The sequence below is a fragment of the Deinococcus carri genome, from assembly GCF_039545055.1.
Lineage (GTDB): Bacteria > Deinococcota > Deinococci > Deinococcales > Deinococcaceae > Deinococcus > Deinococcus carri.
Genome location: NZ_BAABRP010000019.1, coordinates 37,268 through 58,252, shown reverse-complemented (window position 1 = coordinate 58,252; position 20,985 = coordinate 37,268). Strand labels below are relative to the sequence as shown.

At 68.1% G+C, this 20,985-nt stretch carries 22 protein-coding genes and 1 rRNA gene; 14 read left to right on the top strand and 9 right to left on the bottom strand.

Annotation, left to right across the window (positions count from 1 at the left end; all coding sequences use genetic code 11):
• The 7 genes from ABEA67_RS16705 to ABEA67_RS16675 form a co-directional block, all read left to right on the top strand.
• Positions 1-95 (top strand): 16S ribosomal RNA (locus ABEA67_RS16705); the annotation flags it as partial.
• A gap of 241 nt (positions 96-336) precedes the next feature.
• Entirely contained in the window at positions 337-591 is a 255-nt protein-coding gene (locus ABEA67_RS16700) for an acyl-CoA-binding protein (RefSeq protein WP_345467423.1), read from the top strand.
• Between the two features lie 195 nt (positions 592-786).
• On the top strand, positions 787-1,575 hold the full coding sequence (locus ABEA67_RS16695) for an ImmA/IrrE family metallo-endopeptidase (protein WP_345467429.1): 789 nt from the start codon (positions 787-789) through the stop codon (positions 1,573-1,575).
• A gap of 7 nt (positions 1,576-1,582) precedes the next feature.
• Entirely contained in the window at positions 1,583-2,467 is an 885-nt protein-coding gene (folP, locus tag ABEA67_RS16690) for a dihydropteroate synthase (RefSeq protein ID WP_345467421.1), read from the top strand.
• Between the two features lie 10 nt (positions 2,468-2,477).
• Positions 2,478-2,849: a dihydroneopterin aldolase gene (gene folB, locus ABEA67_RS16685; protein ID WP_345467419.1), complete on the top strand. Its 372-nt coding sequence runs from the start codon at positions 2,478-2,480 to the stop codon at positions 2,847-2,849.
• Positions 2,846-3,337, top strand: coding sequence for a 2-amino-4-hydroxy-6-hydroxymethyldihydropteridine diphosphokinase (gene folK / locus ABEA67_RS16680; protein ID WP_345467417.1), 492 nt, complete (start codon positions 2,846-2,848; stop codon positions 3,335-3,337). Before folB ends, folK begins: the two co-directional genes overlap by 4 nt.
• 38 nt (positions 3,338-3,375) lie before the next feature.
• On the top strand, positions 3,376-3,843 hold the full coding sequence (locus tag ABEA67_RS16675) for a hypothetical protein (protein ID WP_345467415.1): 468 nt from the start codon (positions 3,376-3,378) through the stop codon (positions 3,841-3,843).
• A 104-nt stretch (positions 3,844-3,947) separates the two neighbouring features.
• Here ABEA67_RS16675 and ABEA67_RS16670 read toward each other — a convergent pair whose 3' ends face one another.
• Positions 3,948-4,262, bottom strand: a complete 315-nt coding sequence (locus ABEA67_RS16670; protein ID WP_345467413.1) for a hypothetical protein — start codon at positions 4,260-4,262, stop codon at positions 3,948-3,950.
• A 53-nt stretch (positions 4,263-4,315) separates the two neighbouring features.
• On the opposite strand from ABEA67_RS16670, the gene ABEA67_RS16665 reads away from it, so the two are divergent.
• Positions 4,316-4,558 (top strand): hypothetical protein, encoded by a 243-nt coding sequence (locus ABEA67_RS16665; protein WP_345467411.1) that lies wholly within the window; start codon positions 4,316-4,318, stop codon positions 4,556-4,558.
• Between the two features lie 8 nt (positions 4,559-4,566).
• Here ABEA67_RS16665 and ABEA67_RS16660 read toward each other — a convergent pair whose 3' ends face one another.
• Both ABEA67_RS16660 and pnp read right to left on the bottom strand, forming a co-directional pair.
• Positions 4,567-5,100: a hypothetical protein gene (locus ABEA67_RS16660; protein WP_345467408.1), complete on the bottom strand. Its 534-nt coding sequence runs from the start codon at positions 5,098-5,100 to the stop codon at positions 4,567-4,569.
• An 84-nt stretch (positions 5,101-5,184) separates the two neighbouring features.
• Positions 5,185-7,350 carry a polyribonucleotide nucleotidyltransferase gene (pnp, locus tag ABEA67_RS16655; RefSeq protein WP_345467405.1) on the bottom strand — a complete coding sequence of 722 codons (2,166 nt, stop codon included), beginning with the start codon at positions 7,348-7,350 and terminating at the stop codon, positions 5,185-5,187.
• 66 nt (positions 7,351-7,416) lie between these two features.
• On the opposite strand from pnp, the gene ABEA67_RS16650 reads away from it, so the two are divergent.
• From ABEA67_RS16650 to ABEA67_RS16640, 3 genes are all read left to right on the top strand, one after another.
• A complete protein-coding gene (locus ABEA67_RS16650; RefSeq protein WP_345467402.1) occupies positions 7,417-8,487 on the top strand; it encodes a M36 family metallopeptidase in 1,071 nt (356 codons plus the stop codon).
• Between the two features lie 67 nt (positions 8,488-8,554).
• Positions 8,555-9,568 (top strand): phosphotransferase enzyme family protein, encoded by a 1,014-nt coding sequence (locus ABEA67_RS16645; RefSeq protein WP_345467399.1) that lies wholly within the window; start codon positions 8,555-8,557, stop codon positions 9,566-9,568.
• Between the two features lie 100 nt (positions 9,569-9,668).
• Positions 9,669-11,705: a molybdopterin oxidoreductase family protein gene (locus ABEA67_RS16640; protein WP_345467396.1), complete on the top strand. Its 2,037-nt coding sequence runs from the start codon at positions 9,669-9,671 to the stop codon at positions 11,703-11,705.
• On the opposite strand, the gene ABEA67_RS16635 is transcribed toward ABEA67_RS16640, so the two are convergent.
• The 3 genes from ABEA67_RS16635 to ruvB all read right to left on the bottom strand — a co-directional run bounded on the left by ABEA67_RS16635 (position 11,702) and on the right by ruvB (position 13,664).
• Positions 11,702-12,208: a hypothetical protein gene (locus ABEA67_RS16635; RefSeq protein WP_345467393.1), complete on the bottom strand. Its 507-nt coding sequence runs from the start codon at positions 12,206-12,208 to the stop codon at positions 11,702-11,704. The two genes, ABEA67_RS16640 and ABEA67_RS16635, sit on opposite strands and share 4 nt — an antisense overlap.
• A 4-nt stretch (positions 12,209-12,212) precedes the next feature.
• Positions 12,213-12,569: an ArsC/Spx/MgsR family protein gene (locus ABEA67_RS16630; protein WP_345467389.1), complete on the bottom strand. Its 357-nt coding sequence runs from the start codon at positions 12,567-12,569 to the stop codon at positions 12,213-12,215.
• 99 nt (positions 12,570-12,668) lie between these two features.
• Positions 12,669-13,664 carry a Holliday junction branch migration DNA helicase RuvB gene (gene ruvB, locus ABEA67_RS16625; protein ID WP_345467386.1) on the bottom strand — a complete coding sequence of 332 codons (996 nt, stop codon included), beginning with the start codon at positions 13,662-13,664 and terminating at the stop codon, positions 12,669-12,671.
• A 162-nt stretch (positions 13,665-13,826) separates the two neighbouring features.
• Between ruvB and ABEA67_RS16620 the strand changes: the two genes are divergently transcribed.
• The 3 genes from ABEA67_RS16620 to ABEA67_RS16610 all read left to right on the top strand — a co-directional run bounded on the left by ABEA67_RS16620 (position 13,827) and on the right by ABEA67_RS16610 (position 16,132).
• A complete protein-coding gene (locus ABEA67_RS16620; RefSeq protein ID WP_345467384.1) occupies positions 13,827-14,603 on the top strand; it encodes a VOC family protein in 777 nt (258 codons plus the stop codon).
• A gap of 87 nt (positions 14,604-14,690) precedes the next feature.
• The gene (locus ABEA67_RS16615) at positions 14,691-15,446 is read left to right on the top strand and encodes a VOC family protein (protein WP_345467381.1); all 756 of its coding nucleotides are present in this window, start codon (positions 14,691-14,693) and stop codon (positions 15,444-15,446) included.
• A gap of 14 nt (positions 15,447-15,460) precedes the next feature.
• Positions 15,461-16,132 carry a Type 1 glutamine amidotransferase-like domain-containing protein gene (locus ABEA67_RS16610; RefSeq protein ID WP_345467378.1) on the top strand — a complete coding sequence of 224 codons (672 nt, stop codon included), beginning with the start codon at positions 15,461-15,463 and terminating at the stop codon, positions 16,130-16,132.
• Between the two features lie 120 nt (positions 16,133-16,252).
• Here the strand turns inward: ABEA67_RS16610 and ABEA67_RS16605 are convergent, their stop codons facing one another.
• From ABEA67_RS16605 to coxB, 3 genes are all read right to left on the bottom strand, one after another.
• Positions 16,253-16,951: an SCO family protein gene (locus tag ABEA67_RS16605; RefSeq protein WP_345467375.1), complete on the bottom strand. Its 699-nt coding sequence runs from the start codon at positions 16,949-16,951 to the stop codon at positions 16,253-16,255.
• A gap of 141 nt (positions 16,952-17,092) precedes the next feature.
• Positions 17,093-19,549, bottom strand: a complete 2,457-nt coding sequence (locus tag ABEA67_RS16600; protein WP_345467372.1) for a cbb3-type cytochrome c oxidase subunit I — start codon at positions 19,547-19,549, stop codon at positions 17,093-17,095.
• Positions 19,546-20,772, bottom strand: a complete 1,227-nt coding sequence (coxB, locus tag ABEA67_RS16595) for a cytochrome c oxidase subunit II (protein WP_345467369.1) — start codon at positions 20,770-20,772, stop codon at positions 19,546-19,548. The genes ABEA67_RS16600 and coxB overlap by 4 nt, the downstream gene beginning before the upstream one ends.
• Between the last annotated feature and the right edge of the window lie 213 nt (positions 20,773-20,985).

Genomic DNA, 20,985 nt, shown 5'->3' with positions numbered 1-20,985 from the left:
GAGCCGCAAGGCAGGCGTCTAGACTGTGGCGCATGACTGGGGTGAAGTCGTAACAAGGTAACTGTACCGGAAGGTGCGGTTGGATCACCTCCTTTCTACACGCTCCGCACCCCCTCTTCACCCCCTGATTCATGTCTTCCTTTCACCCCCGCTCCACGCGGGGGTGTGCGCTTATGGCGGTCCCCAGAAAGGTTGCCGAACCTTTCTGGGCCGAACGAAGTGAGCAACCGTGATAAGGGCGGCGTGAAGTGGAGTTGCTGCCCACGACATGCGGCAACGTAACGGAGCGCCGCCCCAGGGGTGTCTCCCTTTGCCTGGACCCAGTACAATCCTGGGATGCAAGAAGCGTTCGAGCAGGCGCAACAAGCTGTGCAGGGCCTCCCCAAAAAGCCGGGGAACGACATCCTCCTCAAGCTCTATGCCCTGTACAAGCAGGGCACGGTGGGCGACGTGAGCGGCCAGCGTCCGGGTGGCTTCGATTTCGTGGGCGGGGCCAAGTACGATGCCTGGGCCGGTCTGCGTGGGCTGAGCCGCGAGGAGGCGCAGCGCGAGTACGTGAACCTGGTGGAGACTCTCAAGGCACGCGGCTGACGCGAGTAATGCAGAAGTCTTTCAGCGCCGTCCTTTCGGGGGCGGCGTTTCTGCTTGGGTGGGCAGGGGCAGGCTCCTTCGCTGCCCACACGGACGCGGTAAGCTGCATCCGTGACCCAGGGCCAGACACCACCAGAGCCGACCTCGGCGGAAACTGCGCCGGACACCGGTGCGCTGGCCCCGGCCAAGACGCGGATGCGGGAACTGGCGGCGGCCTACGCGCAGCGCCTCCCCGGTCTGGACACCCACAGCCTGATGAGCGGGCTGGACGCCAAGCTGACCTTCATGCCGATGGGGGACCGCGACGGTGCGTATGACCCGGAACACCGCGTGGTGCTGATCAACAGCCGTGTTCGTCCGGAGCGTCAGCGCTTCACCCTGGCCCACGAGATCAGCCACGCGCTGCTGCTGGGCGACGACGACCTGCTGAGCGACCTGCACGATGCGTACGAGGGCGAGCGGCTGGAACAGGTGATCGAGACGCTCTGCAACGTGGGGGCCGCGGCCATCCTGATGCCGGAGGCGCTGATAGACGAACTGCTCGCGCGCTTCGGGCCGAGTGGGCGAGCGCTGGCGGAGCTGACCCGCCGGGCGGACGTGAGTGCCAGCTCGGCGCTGTATGCCCTGGCGGAACGCACCACCGCGCCCGTGCTGTATGCCGTCTGTGCCGTGAGCCGCCTGGAGACCGACCCTGGCGAGGAGGAACGGACCTCGGGCAAGGCCCTGACGGTGCGGGCCAGCGGCGGCGCGCCGGGCGTGAAGTACAGCCTGCGCCCCGGCACCCTGATTCCCGACGAGCACCCGGTGGCCGTGGCGCTGGCGACCCACATCCCGCTCGCGCAGGAGAGCTATGTGCCCTTCCGGTCGGGGCGGCGGATGCCCGCCTACGTGGACGCCTTTCCCGAGCGGCAGCGCGTGCTGGTGAGTTTCGCCCTGATGCCCCGCCCCGCGAAGGGGGGTGAGGGGGACGAGCCGGCCACCTGAGCCGTGGATGCACCGGGTGCACCACCTCACCTTCGGCTTTTCGGTGCCAGGGGGAGAGCGGACGCCGGACGGCTGGCAGGTGGCCTGGGCGGGCTGCGCCGTGATGGGCGTGCTGAACGTGACGCCGGACAGCTTCAGCGATGGCGGCCAACATGCCTCGCTGGAGACAGCCGTGGCCCAGGCACGGGCCATGCGGGACGCGGGGACTCTGTTCATCGACGTGGGCGGCGAGAGCACCCGCCCCGGTGCCGGGCCGGTGCCCGCCGAGCAGGAAATCGACCGGGTGCGGCCCGTGTTGCGGGCACTGGCTGGGGAGGGGGTGCTGCTGAGCGTGGACACCCTGAAGCCTGAGGTGGCGGCGGCGGCCCTCGCGGCGGGTGCCCACCTGATCAACGATGTGAGCGGCCTGCGCGACCCCGAGATGGTCCGTGTCTGCGCCGCGGCGGGAGCACCTGCCTGCATCATGCACATGCAGGGCGAGCCGCGCACCATGCAACTGGCCCCCCACTACGGCGACGTGGTGAGCGAGGTCCACCGTTTTCTGCGGGAACAGGCGGCGGCGGTGCGGGCGGCGGGGGTGCCCTCCGTGCTGCTGGACCCCGGCCTGGGCTTCGGGAAGACGCCCGCGCATAACCTGGCCCTGCTGCGGGCATTGCCCGACCTGACCGCCGGGCCGTTCCCGGTGCTGGTCGGGGCGAGCCGCAAGCGCCTGATCGACACGCTGGCCGGGGTTCCGCGCGCGGCCGACCGCGACCCCGGCAGCCTGGCCCTGCACCTGCACGCCGCGCGGCAGGGGGCGGCCCTGGTGCGGGCGCACGCGGCGGGGGCACATGTGCAGGCGCTGCGGGTGGAAGCCGCGCTGGCTGACCCGGCCTTCCGCCCCGCCCGCTAGAATCCCCGTCATGAGTCGTGTCGTTCTGAATGGGCTGGAGTTTCACGCGCGGCACGGCGTGTATGAGACGGAGGCGGCCCTGGGTGCGCGCTTTGTGATCGATGCCGAGCTGCACTGGGCCTTTGCGGGAATCCCCGACGAGCTGGGGGCCGCCGTGAACTACGCTGCCGCCTATGAAGCCATCCACGAGGAGGTGACGGGCGAACGTCACCAGCTGATCGAGGTGCTGGCCGACCGCATCGCCCGCCGCCTGCTGCGCGACCACCCGCGCCTGGAGGCCGTGACCGTGCGGGTTCACAAGCCTTTTGCGCCCCTGCCGGGCGTGTTCCGGGACGTGTTCGCGGAGCTGACCCTGGAGCAGGCGGGAAGGCAGGAGCGGTGAGCGGGACGGCCCTGATCGCGCTGGGGGCGAATCTGGGGGAGCCGCTGGCGGCGCTGCGCCAGGCCCGCGAGGAACTCGCCGCGCTGGGCACGTTGACCGGAGTGAGCGCCCTGTACCGCACCTCCCCCGTGGGCGGCCCCCCCGGCCAGCCCGACTACCTGAATGCCGCCGTGCGCTTGCAAACGGCCTTGGCCCCCGCCGACCTGCTGGCCGCCCTGCACGGCATCGAGGCTCGCGCCGGACGCTTGCGCCGCGAACGCTGGGAGGCCCGCACGCTGGACCTCGACCTGCTGCTGTACGGGGAGCTGGTGCAGGACTTACCTGGCCTGACCCTCCCGCACCCCCGCGCCTGGGAGCGGGCCTTTGTGCTGGCCCCCCTCGCGGACCTCGAACCGGAGCGGGCGCACCCGGTGACGGGGGAAACGGTGCGGGAGGCGCTGGCCCGCGTGGGCCTGGGCGGGGTCAAGCAGGCCGCGCCGGCCTGGTAGAACACCCGCCGCCCCCCGTCCGCTATGCTGGGGCCGACATGAGCGAGTTGACCTCTCCCCGACGTCACGGCAACCTGGGCCGCACCCTGCTGTGGGTCGCCATCCTGCTCAGCCTGCTGCTGCTGGGCTTCGTGACGGCCCTGACCGTGCGCCACAACCCCTACTACAGCGACCGGAACGCCAACGGCATCAGCAAGTTCCGCTTTCTGGAAGAGTGCAAGGAAGGCCTGCACCGCTCGCCTGAACTGGACCAGCTCAGGGGCGTCCTCCAGCAGGGCGGGCAGCTTCAGCAGGGCCAGAACCTGCACGCCGAACTCGCCCCCGCGCCCCGCGACCTGGTGAACAGCATCCAGACCATCCCCGGCGGCGGCTGGGCGCTCACCGCCCCGGCCAACATCAGCGTCCAGGGCCAGACGGCCGTGCTGGGCCAGCTCGGTGCCCAGTGTGCCTACGACAAGGCGCAGGGCCGCACCGTCGCCCAGCTTCAGTTGCCCGGCGGGCAGTAAGCAGCGACCAGCTTTCAGCGACCAGCCGCCAGCCCAACAAAGCCCCTGCCTGACGCGGGGGCTTTTCTCTTGCTGGTCGCTGGAAGCTGGCTGCTGGCCGCTCCCTACAACACCGCGTCCAGCCCGCTGAGACATTCCTCGGCAATCGCGCGGGCCAGGGGGTCGCGGGTCGAGCGGGCGTAGCTGACGCCCAGGTGCAGATGCTCCTGCCCCTCGGCGGCCTCCATCAAGGCGAGCGTCTGGTAAAAGGCGAGGTGGGTGTGGGCCAGCAGCACGTCGCGGGTCCGCTCGGGCGGCAGGGCGCGCAGGATGGACAGCGCCTCCTCGTAGGCATCGAGCGCCCGTTCCTGGTCGCCCTCCACGGCCCACTCGCGGCCCAGTTGCAGGTTGCGGGCAGCGGTCAGGTAGGCGGGACGCATGGGCGGATTCTAGCGTCAGGGGAAGTTCGGGCGTCAGCCGGTATGCTGCACGTATGGGCTGGCTAGGAGCGGGGCTGCTGATCGCGTCGGGCTATGGCTGGGGCCTGCGCGTCTCCAGCCGGGCGGCCTCCGCCGTGCCGCTTCCGGCCATGCTGTTGCTGACCCTGGGCGCGAGCGTGCTGGGCCTGGGCCTGGTCATTCGCGCCTTTCTGGCGGGGCAGGACGGACCACTCGTGACGGGTACGGTGGGGGCGCTGGGGGCGGCGGCGCTCGCCGTGTTCACGACGGGGGAGTAGGCGTCTGCTCAACCGACGGTCGTTCCGGGAACCTCGCTTAGGATGATGCCTTCCGGGGCCAACTGCCCGGCGATAGCCTGGCGCACGCCGAACAGGTCGTCGATGGTGCGCTCGGGTGCCGGTGCTGCCGTCGCACCCGCCGCCACGGCGGCTTGCCAGCAGGGTTCACCCATTCGGGAGGCGTGGACGCGCCACAACGGCCCCACGAAGGGCAATGCGCGCTGAAACCACCACTGTTCCCGACCCTCGATCAAGCCGATCTGTGCCAGGCCCACGACTTCCTTGTCCGGAGCAGCCAACATTTTTTCGACAAAGACGAAGCTCTTATGCAGGGCCGCGTCCCGCAAGGGACTTTCCGGCAGGGCGAGCAGGACCTCGATGTAGACCGCGAACAACTGCTCTATCAGAGCGTACTGGCTGGGTTGTCCGTCGTGGCTGAAGACGGCATCCGCCGCCAGAAGCCCGTACGCTGCCCGCAATTCAGGAAAGGCGCTGCGGAACTGCTCCTGAATGTTATTGAAGGTCGGCTCGGTGGGATTCAATGGACTCCAGGAACTGTCTAGTGAGGGGAAGGGCAGAGCGAAAAAGGACCGCCCCCTAGAGAAGCGGCCCCTTTCAGTTACACCTCAGTCCCGACGCGGCGGGCGCGGTCCCCGGTCGCCACCCGTGCGGGCGGGGCGGGGTTCGCGGGGGGCAATCTTGCCTTCCAGCTCGGGGCGGATCAGGTCGATCTTGCCGCGGTCGTCGATGTTGGCGATCTTGACCCGCAGCTTGTCACCCACGTTCAGCACGTCCTCAACGGCATTCACGCGCTCCTCGCTCATCTGTGAGATGTGCAGCATGCCGTCCTGGCCGGGGAACAGGTTGACAAAGGCCCCGAAGGGCGCGGTCTTGACCACGGTGCCCTCGTACTCCTCGCCCACCTTGGCCGTCTTGGTCAGGCCCTCGATCTTCTGGCGCACCGCCTCGGCAGCCTGGCCGTCTGCGCTGAAGATGCGGATGGTGCCGTCCTCCTCGATGGTGACCTGCGCGCCCATCGCCTCCAGCTCGCGCACCTGCTTGCCGCCGGGACCGATCACCTTGCCGATCAGCTCGGGGTTGATTTTCAGGCTGACGATCCGCGGCGCGGTGGGGGAGAGTTCGGCGCGTGGGGCGGGCAGCACCTCGGCCATCTTGCCCAGGATGTGCAGCCGCGCCTCGCGAGCCTGGGTCAGCGCCTCGCGCATGATCGCGGGCGTGATGCCACCTACCTTGATGTCCATTTGCAGAGCCGTGACGCCCTCGGCGGTGCCGCAGACCTTGAAGTCCATGTCGCCCAGCGCGTCCTCCAGACCCAGGATGTCGGTCAGGATGCGGTAGCGCCCGCCCTCCATCACCAGGCCCATCGCCACGCCCGCGACCGGAGCCTGGAGGGGCACGCCCGCGTCCATCAGCGAGAGGGTGCCCGCGCAGACCGTCGCCATGCTCGACGACCCGTTCGATTCCAGCACCTCGCCTACCACGCGAATCACGTAGGGGAAGTCCTCGAAGGAAGGCAGCACCGCGCGGATGGCCCGCTTGGCGAGGTGGCCGTGCCCGACCTCGCGGCGCGACTGGCCGCCCATGCGCTTGACCTCGCCCGTCGAGTAGGGCGGGAAGTTGTAGTGCAGCAGGAAGCGGTCGTTCGTCTCGCTGGTCAGGTTGTCCACCAGCAGCTCGTCGCGCTCGGTGCCCAGCGTGGTGATGCCCAGCACCTGCGTCTCGCCGCGCGTGAAGATGGCGCTGCCGTGCGCGCGGGGCAGAGGCCGCGCCTCGATCCAGATGGGGCGCACCGTCTTGGAGTTGCGGCCGTCGGCGCGCAGGTCGTCCTCGATGATCAGGCGGCGCAGCTCCTGCTTCTCGACCTTGGCGAAGGCGGCCTTGAGCGCGGCGATGCGTTCCGGGGCGTCCTCGCCCTCGCCTTCCGGCACGCGCTCCTCGATCAGGCGGTCGCGCAGGGCCTTGAGGTTCGCGCTGCGTTCCTTTTTCTTGATGGTCAGCAGGGCGTCACGCAGGCCCGCCGTCCGCGCCGCCTCGGCCAGTTCGGGCACCAGGTCGGTGCTGAGGTCGCCCTCGGCCAGGAAGTTGAACTTCTCGCGGCCCACCTCGGCGCGCATCTGCTCGATCAGGTCCAGCACGCCCTGCATCTCGCGGTGCGCGAACTCGATGGCCCCCACGAGCGCCTCCTCGCTTGCCCCCTGCGCGCCCGCCTCGACCATCATCACGGCGTCGCGCGTGCCGGCGACCACCAGGTCCATGCCCGAGCGCGTGAGCTGGTCGGCGGTGGGGTTAATGACGTACTCGCCGTCAAGCTGCCCGACGCGCACGCAGGCGGTCGGCCCGTTCCAGGGAATGTCGCTGACGCTCAGGGCCGCCGACGCACCGATGGCCCCCAGCACGTCTGGCGCGTTCTGCTGGTCCGCCGACAGCACGGTGATGATCACCTGCGTCTCCTGGCGGTAGCCCTTGGGGAAGAGGGGGCGAATCTGGCGGTCGGTGATGCGGGCGCTGAGAATGGCCTGCTCGCCGGGCCGCCCCTCGCGGCGGTGGAAGGAGCCGGGAATGCGGCCCACCGCGTAGTGCCGTTCCTCGAATTCGACGGTCAGCGGGAGAAAGTCCAGCGTGCTGCGTTCCTCGCGTGCCTGTGCGGTCACGAGCAGCACCGTGTCGCCGTAGCGCAGCGTGACGCTGCCGCTGACGAGTTTCGCCAGCTTGCCGGTCTCGATGCTCAGTTCACGGCCGCCGAGCATCGTGGTGTAGGTCTTTCCAATCATCGAAAGATTCTATCCCGCCGCACCACCAAGAATAGGGAGTATGCTGCGGCCCACGAGGTGCAATCCATGAAGACGCGCTCAGGCCTGATCCTCCTGCTGTCCGCCACCTTGCTCGCCGCCTGCGGCACCCAGAACAGCGCCGCGCCCGACGCCAGCGCGCCGCCGCTCCTCACGGCGCAGGGCGGCAGCGGCAAGCCGCCGACCGGGCAGCGCCAGGTGGCCGCCCGCGTGTTCCTGCCCAACCCGGTGCAGACGACCGGCGACCAGAAGGACAGCGCCGCCGCCGTGCCCCCCAGTGCGTATTTCCCCGTGGTCCTCACGAATCTGGACGGCAGCGGATACCTGAGTGGCGACTACGCGAAGGTGATCAGCGAGACAGGAACGCCCGTGTACGGCAGCGGTCCCTTCAACTTCACCCGCGATCAGGACGGGTTCGAGCAGGTGATGGCCTACTTCTGGGTGACGGAGGCGCAGAAGTACCTGCAAAGCCTGGGCTTCGGCAGCGACCTGCCCCCCGTCAACCGGCGGCAGCAGGCCATCCGGGTGAGCCAGTGGGGGCAGGACAATTCCTTCCAGACCGACAAGCAGGACCTGCTGCGCTTCGGCAAGGGCGGCGTGGACGACGCGGAAGACGGCGAGGTGATCGTCCACGAGTACGGCCACGCGGTTCATGCCGCGCAGGTGCCCGGCTTCGGGGGCAGCCTGGAAGCGGGCAGCATCGGGGAGGCCTTCGGGGACTACCTGGCCCTGAGCGTGGGTGAGGCGGTGGCCCGTGCCCACAACGCGCCCATCCGCACGCCGCTCCCCTGCATTGCCGACTGGGACAGCACGAGCTACACGTCGGCCACGCCCCACTGCCTGCGCCGCACCGACACGGACAAGCACTACCCGGAGGACGTGGTGGGCGAGGTCCACGCCGACGGCGAGATCTGGTCCCGCGCCCTGTGGGACATCCGGCAGGCGCTGGGCGCGCGGACCGCCGACCGCATCATCGTCGATGCTCAGTTCCGCTTTGCGCCCGACACCAGCTTTGCCGCCGCCGCCCAGGCCACAGTGGACACGGCCAGGCAGATGTCTGGCTCTGCCGCCGCCGCGGCCGTCCGTCAGGCGTTCGTGGCGCGGGGCATCCTGAAGTGACCTGACGCCGGGAGGCTGAGCCATTCGCGCTATGGGCACTGTCCCGTCCCCGCGTCACGCTGGAGCGGTGTCCTCCCTCCCGTTCCCCTTTCCGGCGGTCCATTCTGTGCCCTGTGCCGGGGCACTGGCCGAACTGCTGCGCCGCGAGTATGCAGATTCGCCCACACTGAGCGTCCGGTTGCTCCGCCGCAACATCAACGATACCTCCCTGGTGCGGGGCCTGCCGGGCCACCAGAACGCCGTGCTGCGCGTGTACCGCTCGGGCTGGCGTTCGGAGGCGGAGGTAGCGTGGGAACTGGAGTTCATCGAGGGGGTCGCAGCGGCGGGTGTCCCTGTGTCTCGTCCGCTCGCCCGCCAGCATGGGGAGCTGTTCGGCGTCCTGCCTGCCGTGGAGGGGCCGCGTGTCTATGCGGTGTTCGAGCATGTGAGCGGCCGACTGCTGGAACCCTCCGAAGCGGACGCGGCAGCCTACGGAACGGCAGCGGCGCGGCTGCATACTGCGGCGGACGGCCTGGACCTGAACAGCAGGGGCGGGCAGAACCGCTTTCCCCTCGACCTCGACCACCTCATCACCGGGCCTCTGGAAGCCCTGCGCCCGCTGCTGGAAGGCAGCCCCGACCTTCTGCGCGAGCTGGAGGCCATCGCGGCCAGGACGCATACCAGGCTCGCGGCCCTCGCTCCCGCCCTGGAGTGGGGCCTGTGCCACGGCGACCTGCATGAGGGCAACGCCCGGCTGGGGGAGGACGGGGCCGTCCGGCTGTTCGATTTCGATTGCGGCGGCCCCGGCTGGCGCGCCTACGACCTGGCCGTGTACGGGTGGAGCCTGGCGTCCAACAGCGGCAATGACCCGGAGGTGGCCGAGCGGGCATGGCAGGCCTTTCTGGCGGCTTACCAGCAGGGCCGTTCCCTGGGCCAGGCCGACCTAGAGGCCATCCCACTGTTCGTGACCGCCCGTTCGCTGTGGTTCATGGGGTTAATGGCGGGCCGCGTCCACGAGTTCGGGACCGAGACGCTGGACGGCGGGTTTTTCGAGTACGTGCTGAACTTCCTGCGCGAGTGGGACGCGCGGCGGGACGGCTGACGCGCTGGCCCTGCCCGGTGGTGTGGCCCGGTCGTGTGGCTCGGCCTCTTATGTGCAAGTGGCCCTCCCCACCCTCCCCGGTGGCGCGTAGACTCCCCCCATGACCGCGCCCGCCCTCCGCCGTGATGTCCTCCTCACTTGCCCGCTCGACTGCCCGGACGCCTGCCGCCTCCGCATCACGCTCGCGCGCGGCGAGGACGGCGCAGAGCGCGCGGTGAAGCTGACGGGAGACGCGAACCACCCCTACACCAAGGGGTTCGCCTGTGCCAAGACGGTGCATTACCCCGCGCGGCAGAACCACCCTGGCCGCCCGCTGTACCCGCTGCGGCGCGTGGGCAAGAAAACGGACCCCGAACCCCGCTTCGAGCGCGTGACCTGGGACGAGGCGCTGGACGACATCGCCGGGCAGCTGCGGACGCTGCTGGACACCCGCGGTCCCCAGAGCATCCTGCGCTACAACTACGCGGGCACGATGGGCCTGATGGAAGGCGCGCACGTCCATGCCCTGTGGCGCGCGCTGGGCACGCCGGAACTCGACGAGACCATCTGCGCCACGGCAGGCACGGCGGCCTGGAGCATGGGCTACGGCGCGCGCTACGGCGTGGACCCGCTCGACGTGCCGCACGCCCGGCTGATCATCCTGTGGGGCATCAACTCCCTCAGCACCAACGTCCACCTCACCCCGCAGATGACGGCGGCGCGCAAGGCCGGCGCGCGCGTTATCCACATCGACCCCTACCGCAACCGCACGGGCCAGTACGCCGACACGCACCTCAAGCTCAGGCCCGGCACCGACGCGGCCCTCGCCCTGGGCGTGATGCACGAACTCTTCGCGCACGGCTGGACCGACGAGGCGTATATCGCGGAGGCGACGCAGGGCGTGGAGGAATTGCGGGAAGCTGCTGCTCCCTGGACCCCCGAACGCACCGCCTCAGTGACCGGCCTGACCGTGGAGGAAGTCCGCGACCTCGCCCACGCCATCGGCACCACGCGGCCTACCTACATCCGTGTCGGGTACGGCATGACCCGGCACGAGAACGGCGGGACGAACCTGCGCGCCGTCACGCTGCTTCCCGCCCTGACCGGCGACTGGCGGCACCGGGGTGGGGGGGTGGTCCTGAGCACCAGCGGGGCCTTCCAGCTCAACCGCTCCCGGCTGGGTGGGGCACACCTGATTCGGCCCGGCGTGCCCCACATCAACATGAACGAACTGGCGAACGCCCTCGCGCCCGAAGCTGGGTTAGGCGCACTCGTCGTCTACAACACCAACCCCGCCGTCGTCGCGCCCGATTCGGCCCGCGTGCGTGCCGGGATGGAGCGGGACGACCTGATGATGGTCGTGCTGGAACAGGCGATGACCGAAACCGCGCGGCTGGCGGACTACGTGCTGCCCGCGACCACCTTCATGGAGCACCCGGACCTCTACACCAGCTACGGTCACCACTGGCTCGGGTACAACCCCGCCGCCCTGGAGGCCCCCGGCGAGGCCCGCCCGAACACCTGGGTCTTCCAGCAGCTCGCCCGCCGCCTGGGCGTGACCGAGCCGTCGGTGTACTGGAGCATGGACGACCTGCTGGCCGAACTGCTGAACACGGAACACCCGCACCTGGCCGGAATCACGCCCGAGCGCCTGAAGGCCGAGGGCAGCGTCCACCTGAACCTTCCCGAGGCCTTTTTGCCCTACGCCCACGGGGCCGACACGCCCAGCGGCCGGGTGCAGCTCTCGCCCGCGCCGCAGCACCGGGAGGTTCAGGCCGCGCTCAACGCCGACTATCCCCTGCGCCTGCTCACGCCGCCCGCCCACCACTTCCTGAACAGCACCTACGGCAACCTGCCCCAGCTCACCCGCGCCGAGGGCAGCGAGCCGCACGTGATGATTCACCCCGCCGATGCGGAAGCCTATGCCCTGGCGGACGGCGAATACGCGGTGATTGCCAGCGAGGTCGGGCAGGCCACCCGCCGCGTGAAGGTGACGGAGGCGGTCCAGCCCGGCGTCGCCGTGTTGGAGGGGACGTGGTGGGGCCTTTCTGCTCCGGACGGCACCAGCATCAACGCCGTCACCGCGCAGACGCTCACCGACCTGGGCGGGGGGAGTACCTTCCACAACACGCGGGTGAGGGTGATGCCCCAGGGCTAGAAATCGAAGTAGACCCGGATGCCCTGGAACTTCTGCCCCCCCACCGCCTTGACGAAACACTCCACCCCATAGTGGTCGTCGGTCAGCAGTTTGAAGGCTGTTTTATGGGCGGGGATGCGCCGGTAGCACCCCTCAAGTTCCGCCGCCGTGTACTGCTTGCCGAAAGAGCGCCTGATCAGACGGACCAGAAAGGCAGTCGCGTCCGCGTTGTCTGCTGGGGTCACGGCCTGAATGCCCAGGATGGAACGGGACGGCGAGAGCGAGAGGCCCAGCTTCGCGTCCAGCCTGAGAAGCTGCAAGGACTGGAAGGCTCCTTCCCCTGCCTGGGTCGTGGCGAGGGCTTTGCAACCGTACATCCGGCAGAGTTCAAAGGTCCGGAGGTCAAACTTCGCGCCCAGGTAATCGCCTGAGGAGTACATCTGCGCCGGGGCAAGGCCACCTGACAGGATGGCGCTAGCAATGGTGGCCCTGAGCCAGGAATTCAGCTTGGAGCTGCGGCTCATCCCCTCACCCCTCCAGCATCCGCGCCCAGCCCTCCGGGTCCTCGCCCACCGTCAGCACCTTGCCGCCGCGCACCAGCGGCAGCCGCAGCAGCTCCGGCGTCTCCATGACGCGGGCGATGATGCCTTCCTCAGTGGTCCGCAGGTAGGCGAGGTTGCTGCGCTCGTAGGCCTTGCCTTCCAGGTCCAGCAGGGCGTTCAGGCCGAACTTCTGCACGAAGCGGGCCAGTTCGCCTTTGGCTATCGGGCGTTCCTTCAGGTCCACGAAATGAATCTTGACCTTGCGCTCCTTGAAAAACCGCTCGGCGGCACGGGTGGCGGCACTTTTTTTCAGGCCGAACATCTGGACTTGGGGGGCGGTCATGGGGGAAGTGTAGCGGCCAGCGACCAGCAACCAGCTTCCAGCAAAAAGCCCCGGCGTTGGCCGAGGCAAAAGCTGCTCTGGCGGCTGGAAGCTGGCCGCTTAGTTCGTATACAGCCCCAGCCCCTCGTCCACCCCGCCCACCGGCAGCCCCAGGTGGTCGTAGGCGTGGGCGGTGGCGACGCGCCCTCGGGGGGTGCGCTTGATGAAGCCGAGCTGGATCAGGTACGGCTCGTACACGTCCTCCAGCGTCAGGGCGTCCTCGCTGATGGCGGTGGCGAGGGTGTCCACGCCGACGGGGCCGCCCGCGAAGCGGTGAATCAGGGTTTCGAGGTACTTCTTGTCGCGGTCGTCGAGTCCGGCGGCGTCCAGCCCCTGCTTGTCCAGCGCGTCGTGCGCCCGCTCCAGCCCGATGACGCTCTCGCCCGCCACGTCGGCGTAGTCGCGCACGCGCCGTAGGAGCCGCTTAGCGATTCGCATGGTGCCGCGCGAACGTGCGCCGATTTCCAGGGCCGCGTCGTCCTCCAGCCCGAAGCCCAGCAGGCGGGCGTCACGCAGCAGGTTGGTGCCGATCTCCTCGGCGGTGTAGTACTCCAGGTGTTCGATGATCCCGAAACGGCTCCGCATCGGCGCGGTGATCAGGCCGGGCCGGGTGGTCGCGCCCACCAGCGTGAAGCGCGGGAGGGGCAGCTCGATGGTGCGCGCCGCCGGTCCCTGCCCCAGCACGATGTCCAGCTTGAAATCCTCCATCGCCGGGTAGAGGTGTTCCTCGGCCACCCTGCCCAGCCGGTGAATCTCGTCGATAAACAGCACGTCGCCTTCCTCCAGGCTGTTCGTGAGGATGGCGGCCAGATCGCCGGGTTTCTCGATGGCGGGGCCGGAGGTGACCCGGATATTCACGCCGAGTTCGTGCGCAATGATGTGCGCCAGCGTGGTCTTGCCCAGGCCGGGCGGCCCGAACAGCAGCGTATGGTCGAGGGCTTCCTTGCGGCCCTTGGCGGCCTGGAGGTACACCCCCAGCTTTTCCTTGAGCCGCGCCTGGCCCACGTACTCCGTCAGGCTCTTGGGGCGCAGGGCGGCGTCGAGCGGTTCGGTCATGCGGCTATATTACGCTATTTCCGAAATATAGATGTAGGGTACGCGGTTCAGTGATTCTACCTGAAATGAATCCCTACCTAATATTCTGCCCTTGACATAACCAGAAATGTGACTTAAGCTAAGTTGTCGAGCCAAACCGCTTCACTGCCCAGGAGGGAACGCATGACCGTACAGACCCAGCACGCCCCCGGAACCGCCGCCTGGTACGACCTCACCACCGCGAAGCCGGAGGAAACCCGGCGGTTTTACGGCGACCTCTTCGGCTGGACCTTCGAGGATCAGGGGCCGGAGTTCGGGCATTACCACATGGTCCGCCAGAACGGTCACGCTGTCGCCGGATTCATGCTCAAAGCCCCGGAAATGGCCCAGATGCCCAGCGCCTGGACGGTCTATTACAGCAGCGCCGACGCCCAGGCTGATGCCGCCCGCATCCGGGAACTGGGGGGCCAGGTCATGGTGGACCCCATGCAGGTGCAGGAGCTGGGGCACATGCTGGTCGCCGCCGACCCCACCGGCGCGGTGTTCGGCCTGTGGCAGCCCCTGGCGTTCGGGGGGTCCGAACTGGAGAACGAACACGGCAGCATGGCCTGGCAGGAGGTGAACACCCGTGACGCGGCAGGGGCACGGACCTTCTACACGCAGCTTCTCGGCGTGACCAGCGAAGCCATGCCGGGCGGCGTGACCTACCACATCCTCAAGCAGGGGGAGGGCAACGTCGGTGGAATCATGCAGATGGAAGGGGAACACTGGCCCGTCTCCGTTCCTCCGCACTGGATGCCCTACTTCGCCGTGAACGACATCGGGCAGGCTGTCCGGGTCGCTGGCGAGAGCGGCGGCAGCGTCCGCGTGCCCCCCTTCGACACGCCTTACGGCCGGGTGGCTGTCCTGGCCGACCCCGACGGCGCGGTCTTCAGCGTGGTGGAGCTGGGCAGGAGCTGACCTTTTGTCGGGGTGGGGCAGGCGGTCTGCCCATTTGCCGCCGCCCACCTCCCCCCTGTTCCCGTCCCCACTCTCAGGAGGTTGCGTGTGCCCACCAAGACTCCCACCACTGCCGGAATGCCCGTCTGGCTCGACCTGATGACCCCCCATTCGGAAGCCATTCGCCCCTTTTACGAGGCCCTGCTGGGCTGGACCTTCGAGCAGCGGGGGTCCGAGAAGGGTGACTACGGCGTCGCTCTGTCCGGTTCCCGGCCCGTCGCGGCCGTCGTTCCTCCCTTCAGGGGCCAGAGCCTCTGGTTCCTTTACTTTGCCAGCACCGACGTGCAGGCAGACGCGGAGCGCCTGCGCGAGCTGGGCGGGCAGGTCAGCCTGGGGCCGCTGCGGGTAGGCGACCACGGCCACCTGCTGATGGCGACCGACCCGACCGGTGCGCCGTTCGGTCTGTGGCAGTCGGGCCAGCCGCAGGGCCTGGGCCGGACCGGCGCTCCCGGAACCTTCGCCTGGGCCGAGTTGCAGACCCGTGACGCCGACCGCGCCCGCGACTTTTACACCGCCCTGTTGAATAACACCAGCCGGAAGGTCCCCGGCATGGAGTACCACACCCTTTACCGGGGCCAGGACCAGAACGTTGGGGTGATGCAAATGGACGAGATTCACTGGCCGCCGGACCTGCCCTCGCGCTGGATGCTCTACTTCTCCGTCACGAACACCGACGAGGCGGTGCGGACGGCCCAGGCGAGCGGCGGACGCCCGCTGTCCGCCCCCCACGATTCCCCCTATGGGCGGCTGGCCGTGCTGCAAGACCCCGCCGGCGCGACCTTCTCGGTCATTCAACTGCCGTAGCAAGGAGAGGAACCTTGAAACTTCTGCTCACGTCCGCCGGGATCACCAACCCCAGTATTCAGGGCGCGCTGATAGACCTCCTGGGTCAGCCGATCGCCGACGCCAACGCCCTCTGTATTCCCACGGCGGGATACGGGCACCCGCAGGGCAGTCCTGGTGGGGCCTGGCGGTTCATCAGCGGGCGAGAACCCAGAACCCCCATGTGTGAGCTGGGGTGGAAATCCCTGGGCGTGCTGGAACTCACGGCGCTGCCCAGCATCGGCGAAGAGCGCTGGGTTCCCTGGGTGCGGGAGGCAGATGTCGTGCTGGTGAATGGCGGCGACGCCCTGTACCTGCATCACTGGATGCGGGCGTCCGGGCTGGCGGACCTCCTGCCGTCGCTGCACGAAACCGTCTGGGTAGGGCTGAGCGCCGGGAGCATGGTGATGACCCCCCGGATCGGGGAGGACTTCGTGGGCTGGACGCCGCCCACCGGGGGAGATGAAACGCTGGGCATGGTTGATTTTTCGATCTTTCCGCATCTGGACCACAAGGATCTGCCGGAAAACACCCTGGCCGACGCGGAAAGGTGGGCGGCTGGCATCCAGGGCCCAGCCTACGCGATTGACGATCAAACCGCGATCAAAGTGCAGGGCGGCAGCAGCGAGGTTATCTCCGAGGGGCACTGGAGGCTCTTTACGCCGTAGCCCCGAGAGCCTCGGCGAACTTGCCTGCGATCTTTGGCCTTTGCGGGAGCCTCGCCGGGTCACGCAGAGATTTTGCTGTCGCCAGCGCGGGTGGCCCTCACTTCAACGGGGACACTCGCTTCAGCGTCCGTACACCCGGATCAGCCCTGGCAGGTCGCGCGCCAGTTCGCCGTCCAGCACTGCCGCGTTGTTGTAGACGCGCACAAAGCGGCCCTGCGGGTCCACCACCCGCACCTCGTCGCCGTGAATCCGGGCCGCCTCGGTCGCGCCGCCGGGCACCTCGTCCTCAGGGTCGGTGTCCTCGTGGGTTGCCCCGGCCTGAGCGTTGCCTTGAACCTGGTGGGCGCTGTGGTCGGCAGGTCGATTCTGCACCTGCATGTTGGCCACGTACATCACGCGGGCGGCCTCGTCGATGGTGGCGGCCTCGCCCGTCAGGCCGGTAAAGGCCGGGTCGAAGCGGTTCAGGTAGTCGCGCAGCACGTTCGGGCGGTCATGTTGCGGGTCCACCGTGATCAGCTGCACCTGCACCCGCTCCCGCTGCCCCGGCGTCAGGCCCGCGTAGGTGTTTTTCAGGTTCGCCAGCGTGGCCGGGCACACGTCCGGGCAGCGCACGAACCCGAAGAACACCAGCCGCAACTTACCGCCCGAATCGCTCAGCGTGGTCGCCTGTCCCCGGTCGTTCACCAGGCGCAGGGCGGGCAGGGAAACGGGCGTATCCAGCGCCGTCCCCCCGGTCGGCTGCGGGAAAACCTGGCGGGAAACCAGCACCCCTGCCAGAACCGCCGCCAGAGCCAGGAGCGCCGCCGTGAGCCATTTCATACGGTGCAGGCTAGGGGAGGGGAGGGGGGCGGGGTGTCCCAGGGCAGGGGTTAGGCGTGAGGAAAAGAGATGGGCGGGAACGCTTCTGCACGTTCCCGCCCATCCCTGAAATCCTAAAACCTAATTCCTAACCCCTAGCGCCTACCACGCGTAGAAGATCGCCACGATAAACAGCCACACCACGTCCACCAGGTGCCAGTACAGGCTGGCGGGGGTGAGGGAACCGTGGTTGTACTTGTCCATCTTGCCGGTCAGGGCCTGGTAGTACGGCAGGGCGATGCCGGTGCCGCCGATCAGGATGTGCAGACCGTGCAGGCCGACGATGATGAAGAAGCACGACTGCCAGAGGTTCTGCTTCCAGTCGTTCTCGTGGCCGAACAGCGAGAACTCGTACACCTGGAAGATCATGAACAGCGCGCCCAGGATCAGGGTGATGAAGAGGCCCAGCCGGAACCAGGTGTAGCGCCCGTGGTGGTGATCCTGCTCGGCCTTGTGAATCACGAACGAGGAGGACACCAGGATCAGGGTGTTCAGCGCGGCCAGCCAGATGTTCGGGCGCAGTGCGGGCGGCTCGGCGTGGCCGCTGATGCGTAGGTACACGTACCCGGCGATCAGCACGCCGAAGAGGCCCACTTCCGAGATGATGAACCACGCCATGCCCATGAAGCCGTTGTCGTACTTCGTGAGGTGGTGGTGTTCGACCGGCACGGCGTACTCGCGCGTTCCCGCCCACTTGAACAGCGCCCACAGGAAGAAGGGAATGCTGAGGTACAGCACGATACTGGCGAACACGTGGCTGGGGCTGGCGCTGAAGAAGGGTTGCAGCCCGCCCGCCGGGGTGTAGTTGGTGAACCAGCCGAAGCTCAGGCCGTAGCCCATGAAGAACAGGGCCAGCGCCGTCAGGAAGGGCCAGATGGAGTCCACCGGCAGGTGGATGGTCTTGGGGTCCACCGGAATGAGCTTCTCACCGCTCTTTTCCCAGTCGTAGAGGGGACGCTCGGTGGGGAAGGTGGTGGGGAAATCGTGCGCGAAGTTGTAGGCGGCGGGCGGGGAAGCGGCCGTCCATTCCAGGGTGAAGCCGCCCCAGGGGTTCGGGCCGGCGGTGATGGGCCGACGCATGCTCTGGAGCATGTTGTAGACCCACACGATGCCGCCCGCCAGCAGCGTCAGCGCCCCCAGCGTGGAGATGAAGTTCAGCTCGGTCCAGGCGAAGTTGCCTTCCGGGTAGGTGTAGTAGCGCCGCGGCATACCCAGCAGCCCCAGGATGTACTGCGGCAGGAAGGTCATCCACGAGCCGACCATGATCAGCCAGAAGTGAATCAGGCCCAGCTTCTCGTCCAGGAAGCGCCCGGTCATCTTGGGCCACCAGTAGGCGATGCCGCCGAAGACCAGGAAGGCCGTGCCGAACATCATCACGTTGTGGAAGTGCGCCACCACGTAGTAGGACATCGTGACCTGGTAGTCGAAGGGAATCATGCCCAGGCTGACGCCGGTGATTCCGCCTACCAGGAAGTTGAAGATGAAGCCCACCAGCCAGTAGGTCGGCGTCTTCATCAGGATGCGTCCGCCCCACAGGGTGCCGATCAGGTTGAAGATCTTGACGCCGGTGGGCACGGCCACGATCAGCGTGGCGACGGCAAAGGCGATCTGCCAGGCTTCGGGCAGACCCACCGCGAACATGTGGTGCGCCCACACCAGCAGCGACACCAGCACGATGCCCAGCAGCGAGTACACCATCACGCGGTAGCCGAACAGCGGCTTGCGCGCCATGGTGGAGGCGATCTCGGCGGCGATGCCCAGGTAGGGCAGCAGCATCACGTACACCGCCGGGTGCGAGTAGAACCAGAAGAACTGCTGCATCAGGATCGGGGTGCCGCCGATGCCGGGGTTGAACATCGAGAGGCCCAGCTTGAGTTCCAGGTAGGTGACCAGCGCGGCGGCGGTCAGGCCACCCAGGCTGACCAGCTGAAGCAGGCTGGTCGCAAAGATGCTCCAGGCAAAGATCGGCATCTTCCACAGGCTCATGCCGGGCGTGCGTAGGTTGATGACCGTGGCCGCGAAGTTCGCGCTGCCCAGCAGCGACCCGATGCCGTTGAGGATCACGGCCACCATGAACACGCTGGTGCCGGTCTGGTTGCCGTCCACCGAGAGGGGATAGTAGAAGGTCCAGCCCACGCCCGGCGCGCCGCCGTTCCACAGGCCGGTGATCACCAGGATCAGGCTGAAGATAAAGAGCCACACCGCGAAGGTGTTCACGCGGGGCAGCGCCACGTCACGCACCCCGAGCTGGAGCGGCAGGAAGAAATTCCCGAACCCGAACAGCCCGATCGGGATCAGGAAGAAGAAGATCATGACGGCGGCGTGCAGCGTCAGCACCTGGTTGTAGGTGTGGCCCACCAGGAACGTCAGGTCGGGAAGCGCCAGTTGCAGGCGGATCGCCACCGCGAGGAGGCCCCCGATCCCGAAGGCGACGATGGACGTGATGATGTACAGCAGCCCGATCTTCTTGTGATCGGTGGTCATCATGTAGTCCTTGATAACCTCCCAGGCCCCCCGGCGTGGGGCGGCGGTGGTCTGCGGTGCGTGCTGAACCGTCACGGGTTCCCTCCTTCGGCGCTGTTGCCGATGACCGGCACACCACGCCAGTAGTCCGCCTCTTCCGGCAGGCGCAGGCTGCGCAGGTAGGCGACCACGTCGTCGATCTGCGCGTCGGTCAGCAGCCCGGCCTTCTGCGTCTTGCCGTTGAGGGTGTAGGTGCCGCCGTCATAGGCGGGCATCAGGCTGCCGGGCTTGAGGGCCGGGCTGTGCTTGATCCAGGGGTGCAACAGCTCCCTTGCCCGCTCGCCTTCCCACATGCCCGCGCCCAGGGTGCGGCGCGTGCCGAAAAAGCTCAGGTCTGGTCCCGCCGCGCCCGCCGCGGGGGTGCCCTGCACGCGGTGGCAGGCCGCACACGCCAGCGCGCCGGTCGCGGGGTTGCCCTGCATGAACAGCGTGTAGCCGCGTGCCTCGGCACTGCCGGGGGTGGGCGTGGGGGCGCGGTAAGCCTGCGCCGCCGTCAGGAAGGTGTTGTAACGGGCCGGGTCGAGCGCGATCACCTTGAAGCGCATGTTCGCGTGGCTGGCCCCGCACAGCACGTTGCAGTTGCCCTGGTAGACGCCCGGACGGTCCGTCTGGATCTGCCAGGTCTTCTGAGTGCCGGGCGTCGCGTCACGCTGGCCGCCCAGGTTGGGTGCCCAGAAGGCGTGAATCACGTCGCCGCTGGTGGCCGTCACCGATATCCAGTCGCGGGTCGGAATCACCAGTTCGTTGCCGTTGGTGACGTTGCCGCCTGCCGCCGCGGGTGCGGCCGGATACCCGAAGTTCCACCAGAACTGCTTACCCAGCACGTCCACCTTCACGGCGTTTTGCGGGACGGGGTTCAGGCGGGCCAGCGAGCGCACCGCCAGCAGGCTGAGCAGCATCACGATAATCACCGGCACGACCACCAGGATGGTTTCCAGCCGGTTGTTGCCGTGAAACTGCTGCGGCGGCGCGTCGTTGTTTTCCTCGCGGAACTTGCGGACCGTGTAGAACAGCGCGTACGACACCCCGATGAAAATGATGATCGAGAGGACGATGGCCGGGATGCTCATCCACAAGATCTCGCGGTTGTAGGCGGACGCCATGTCCCCGAAGGTCAGCAGTTGCTGCGACTGGCACCCGGTCAGCAGCGCCGCGCCCGCACCCACGAGCACGGTCCGCGCGAGCGGGCGCGTCAGGCTCCGGGGCTGCCCATGCGGGGGTGGTCCGCGCCTGTGGCGGCTATGGTTGGTGTTCAACATCACTCCTTTCCTCGCCTCCTAGTCTAAAGCGTTGCCCGGGCTTTTGTGCCCCGGTAAACAGCCGCATTGCGCGCGGTTTCCACGCGCGTTCGACCGAGCGGTCAGGCTCTCCCCATGAGAGCAGCTTGAGGGGTGGGCAAGTGTCCTGACAGGTTGTGGGGGGTGGGCAGTGGGCAGTGGGGAAAGAAGAAAGGCAGCCCGTTTGGACCGCCT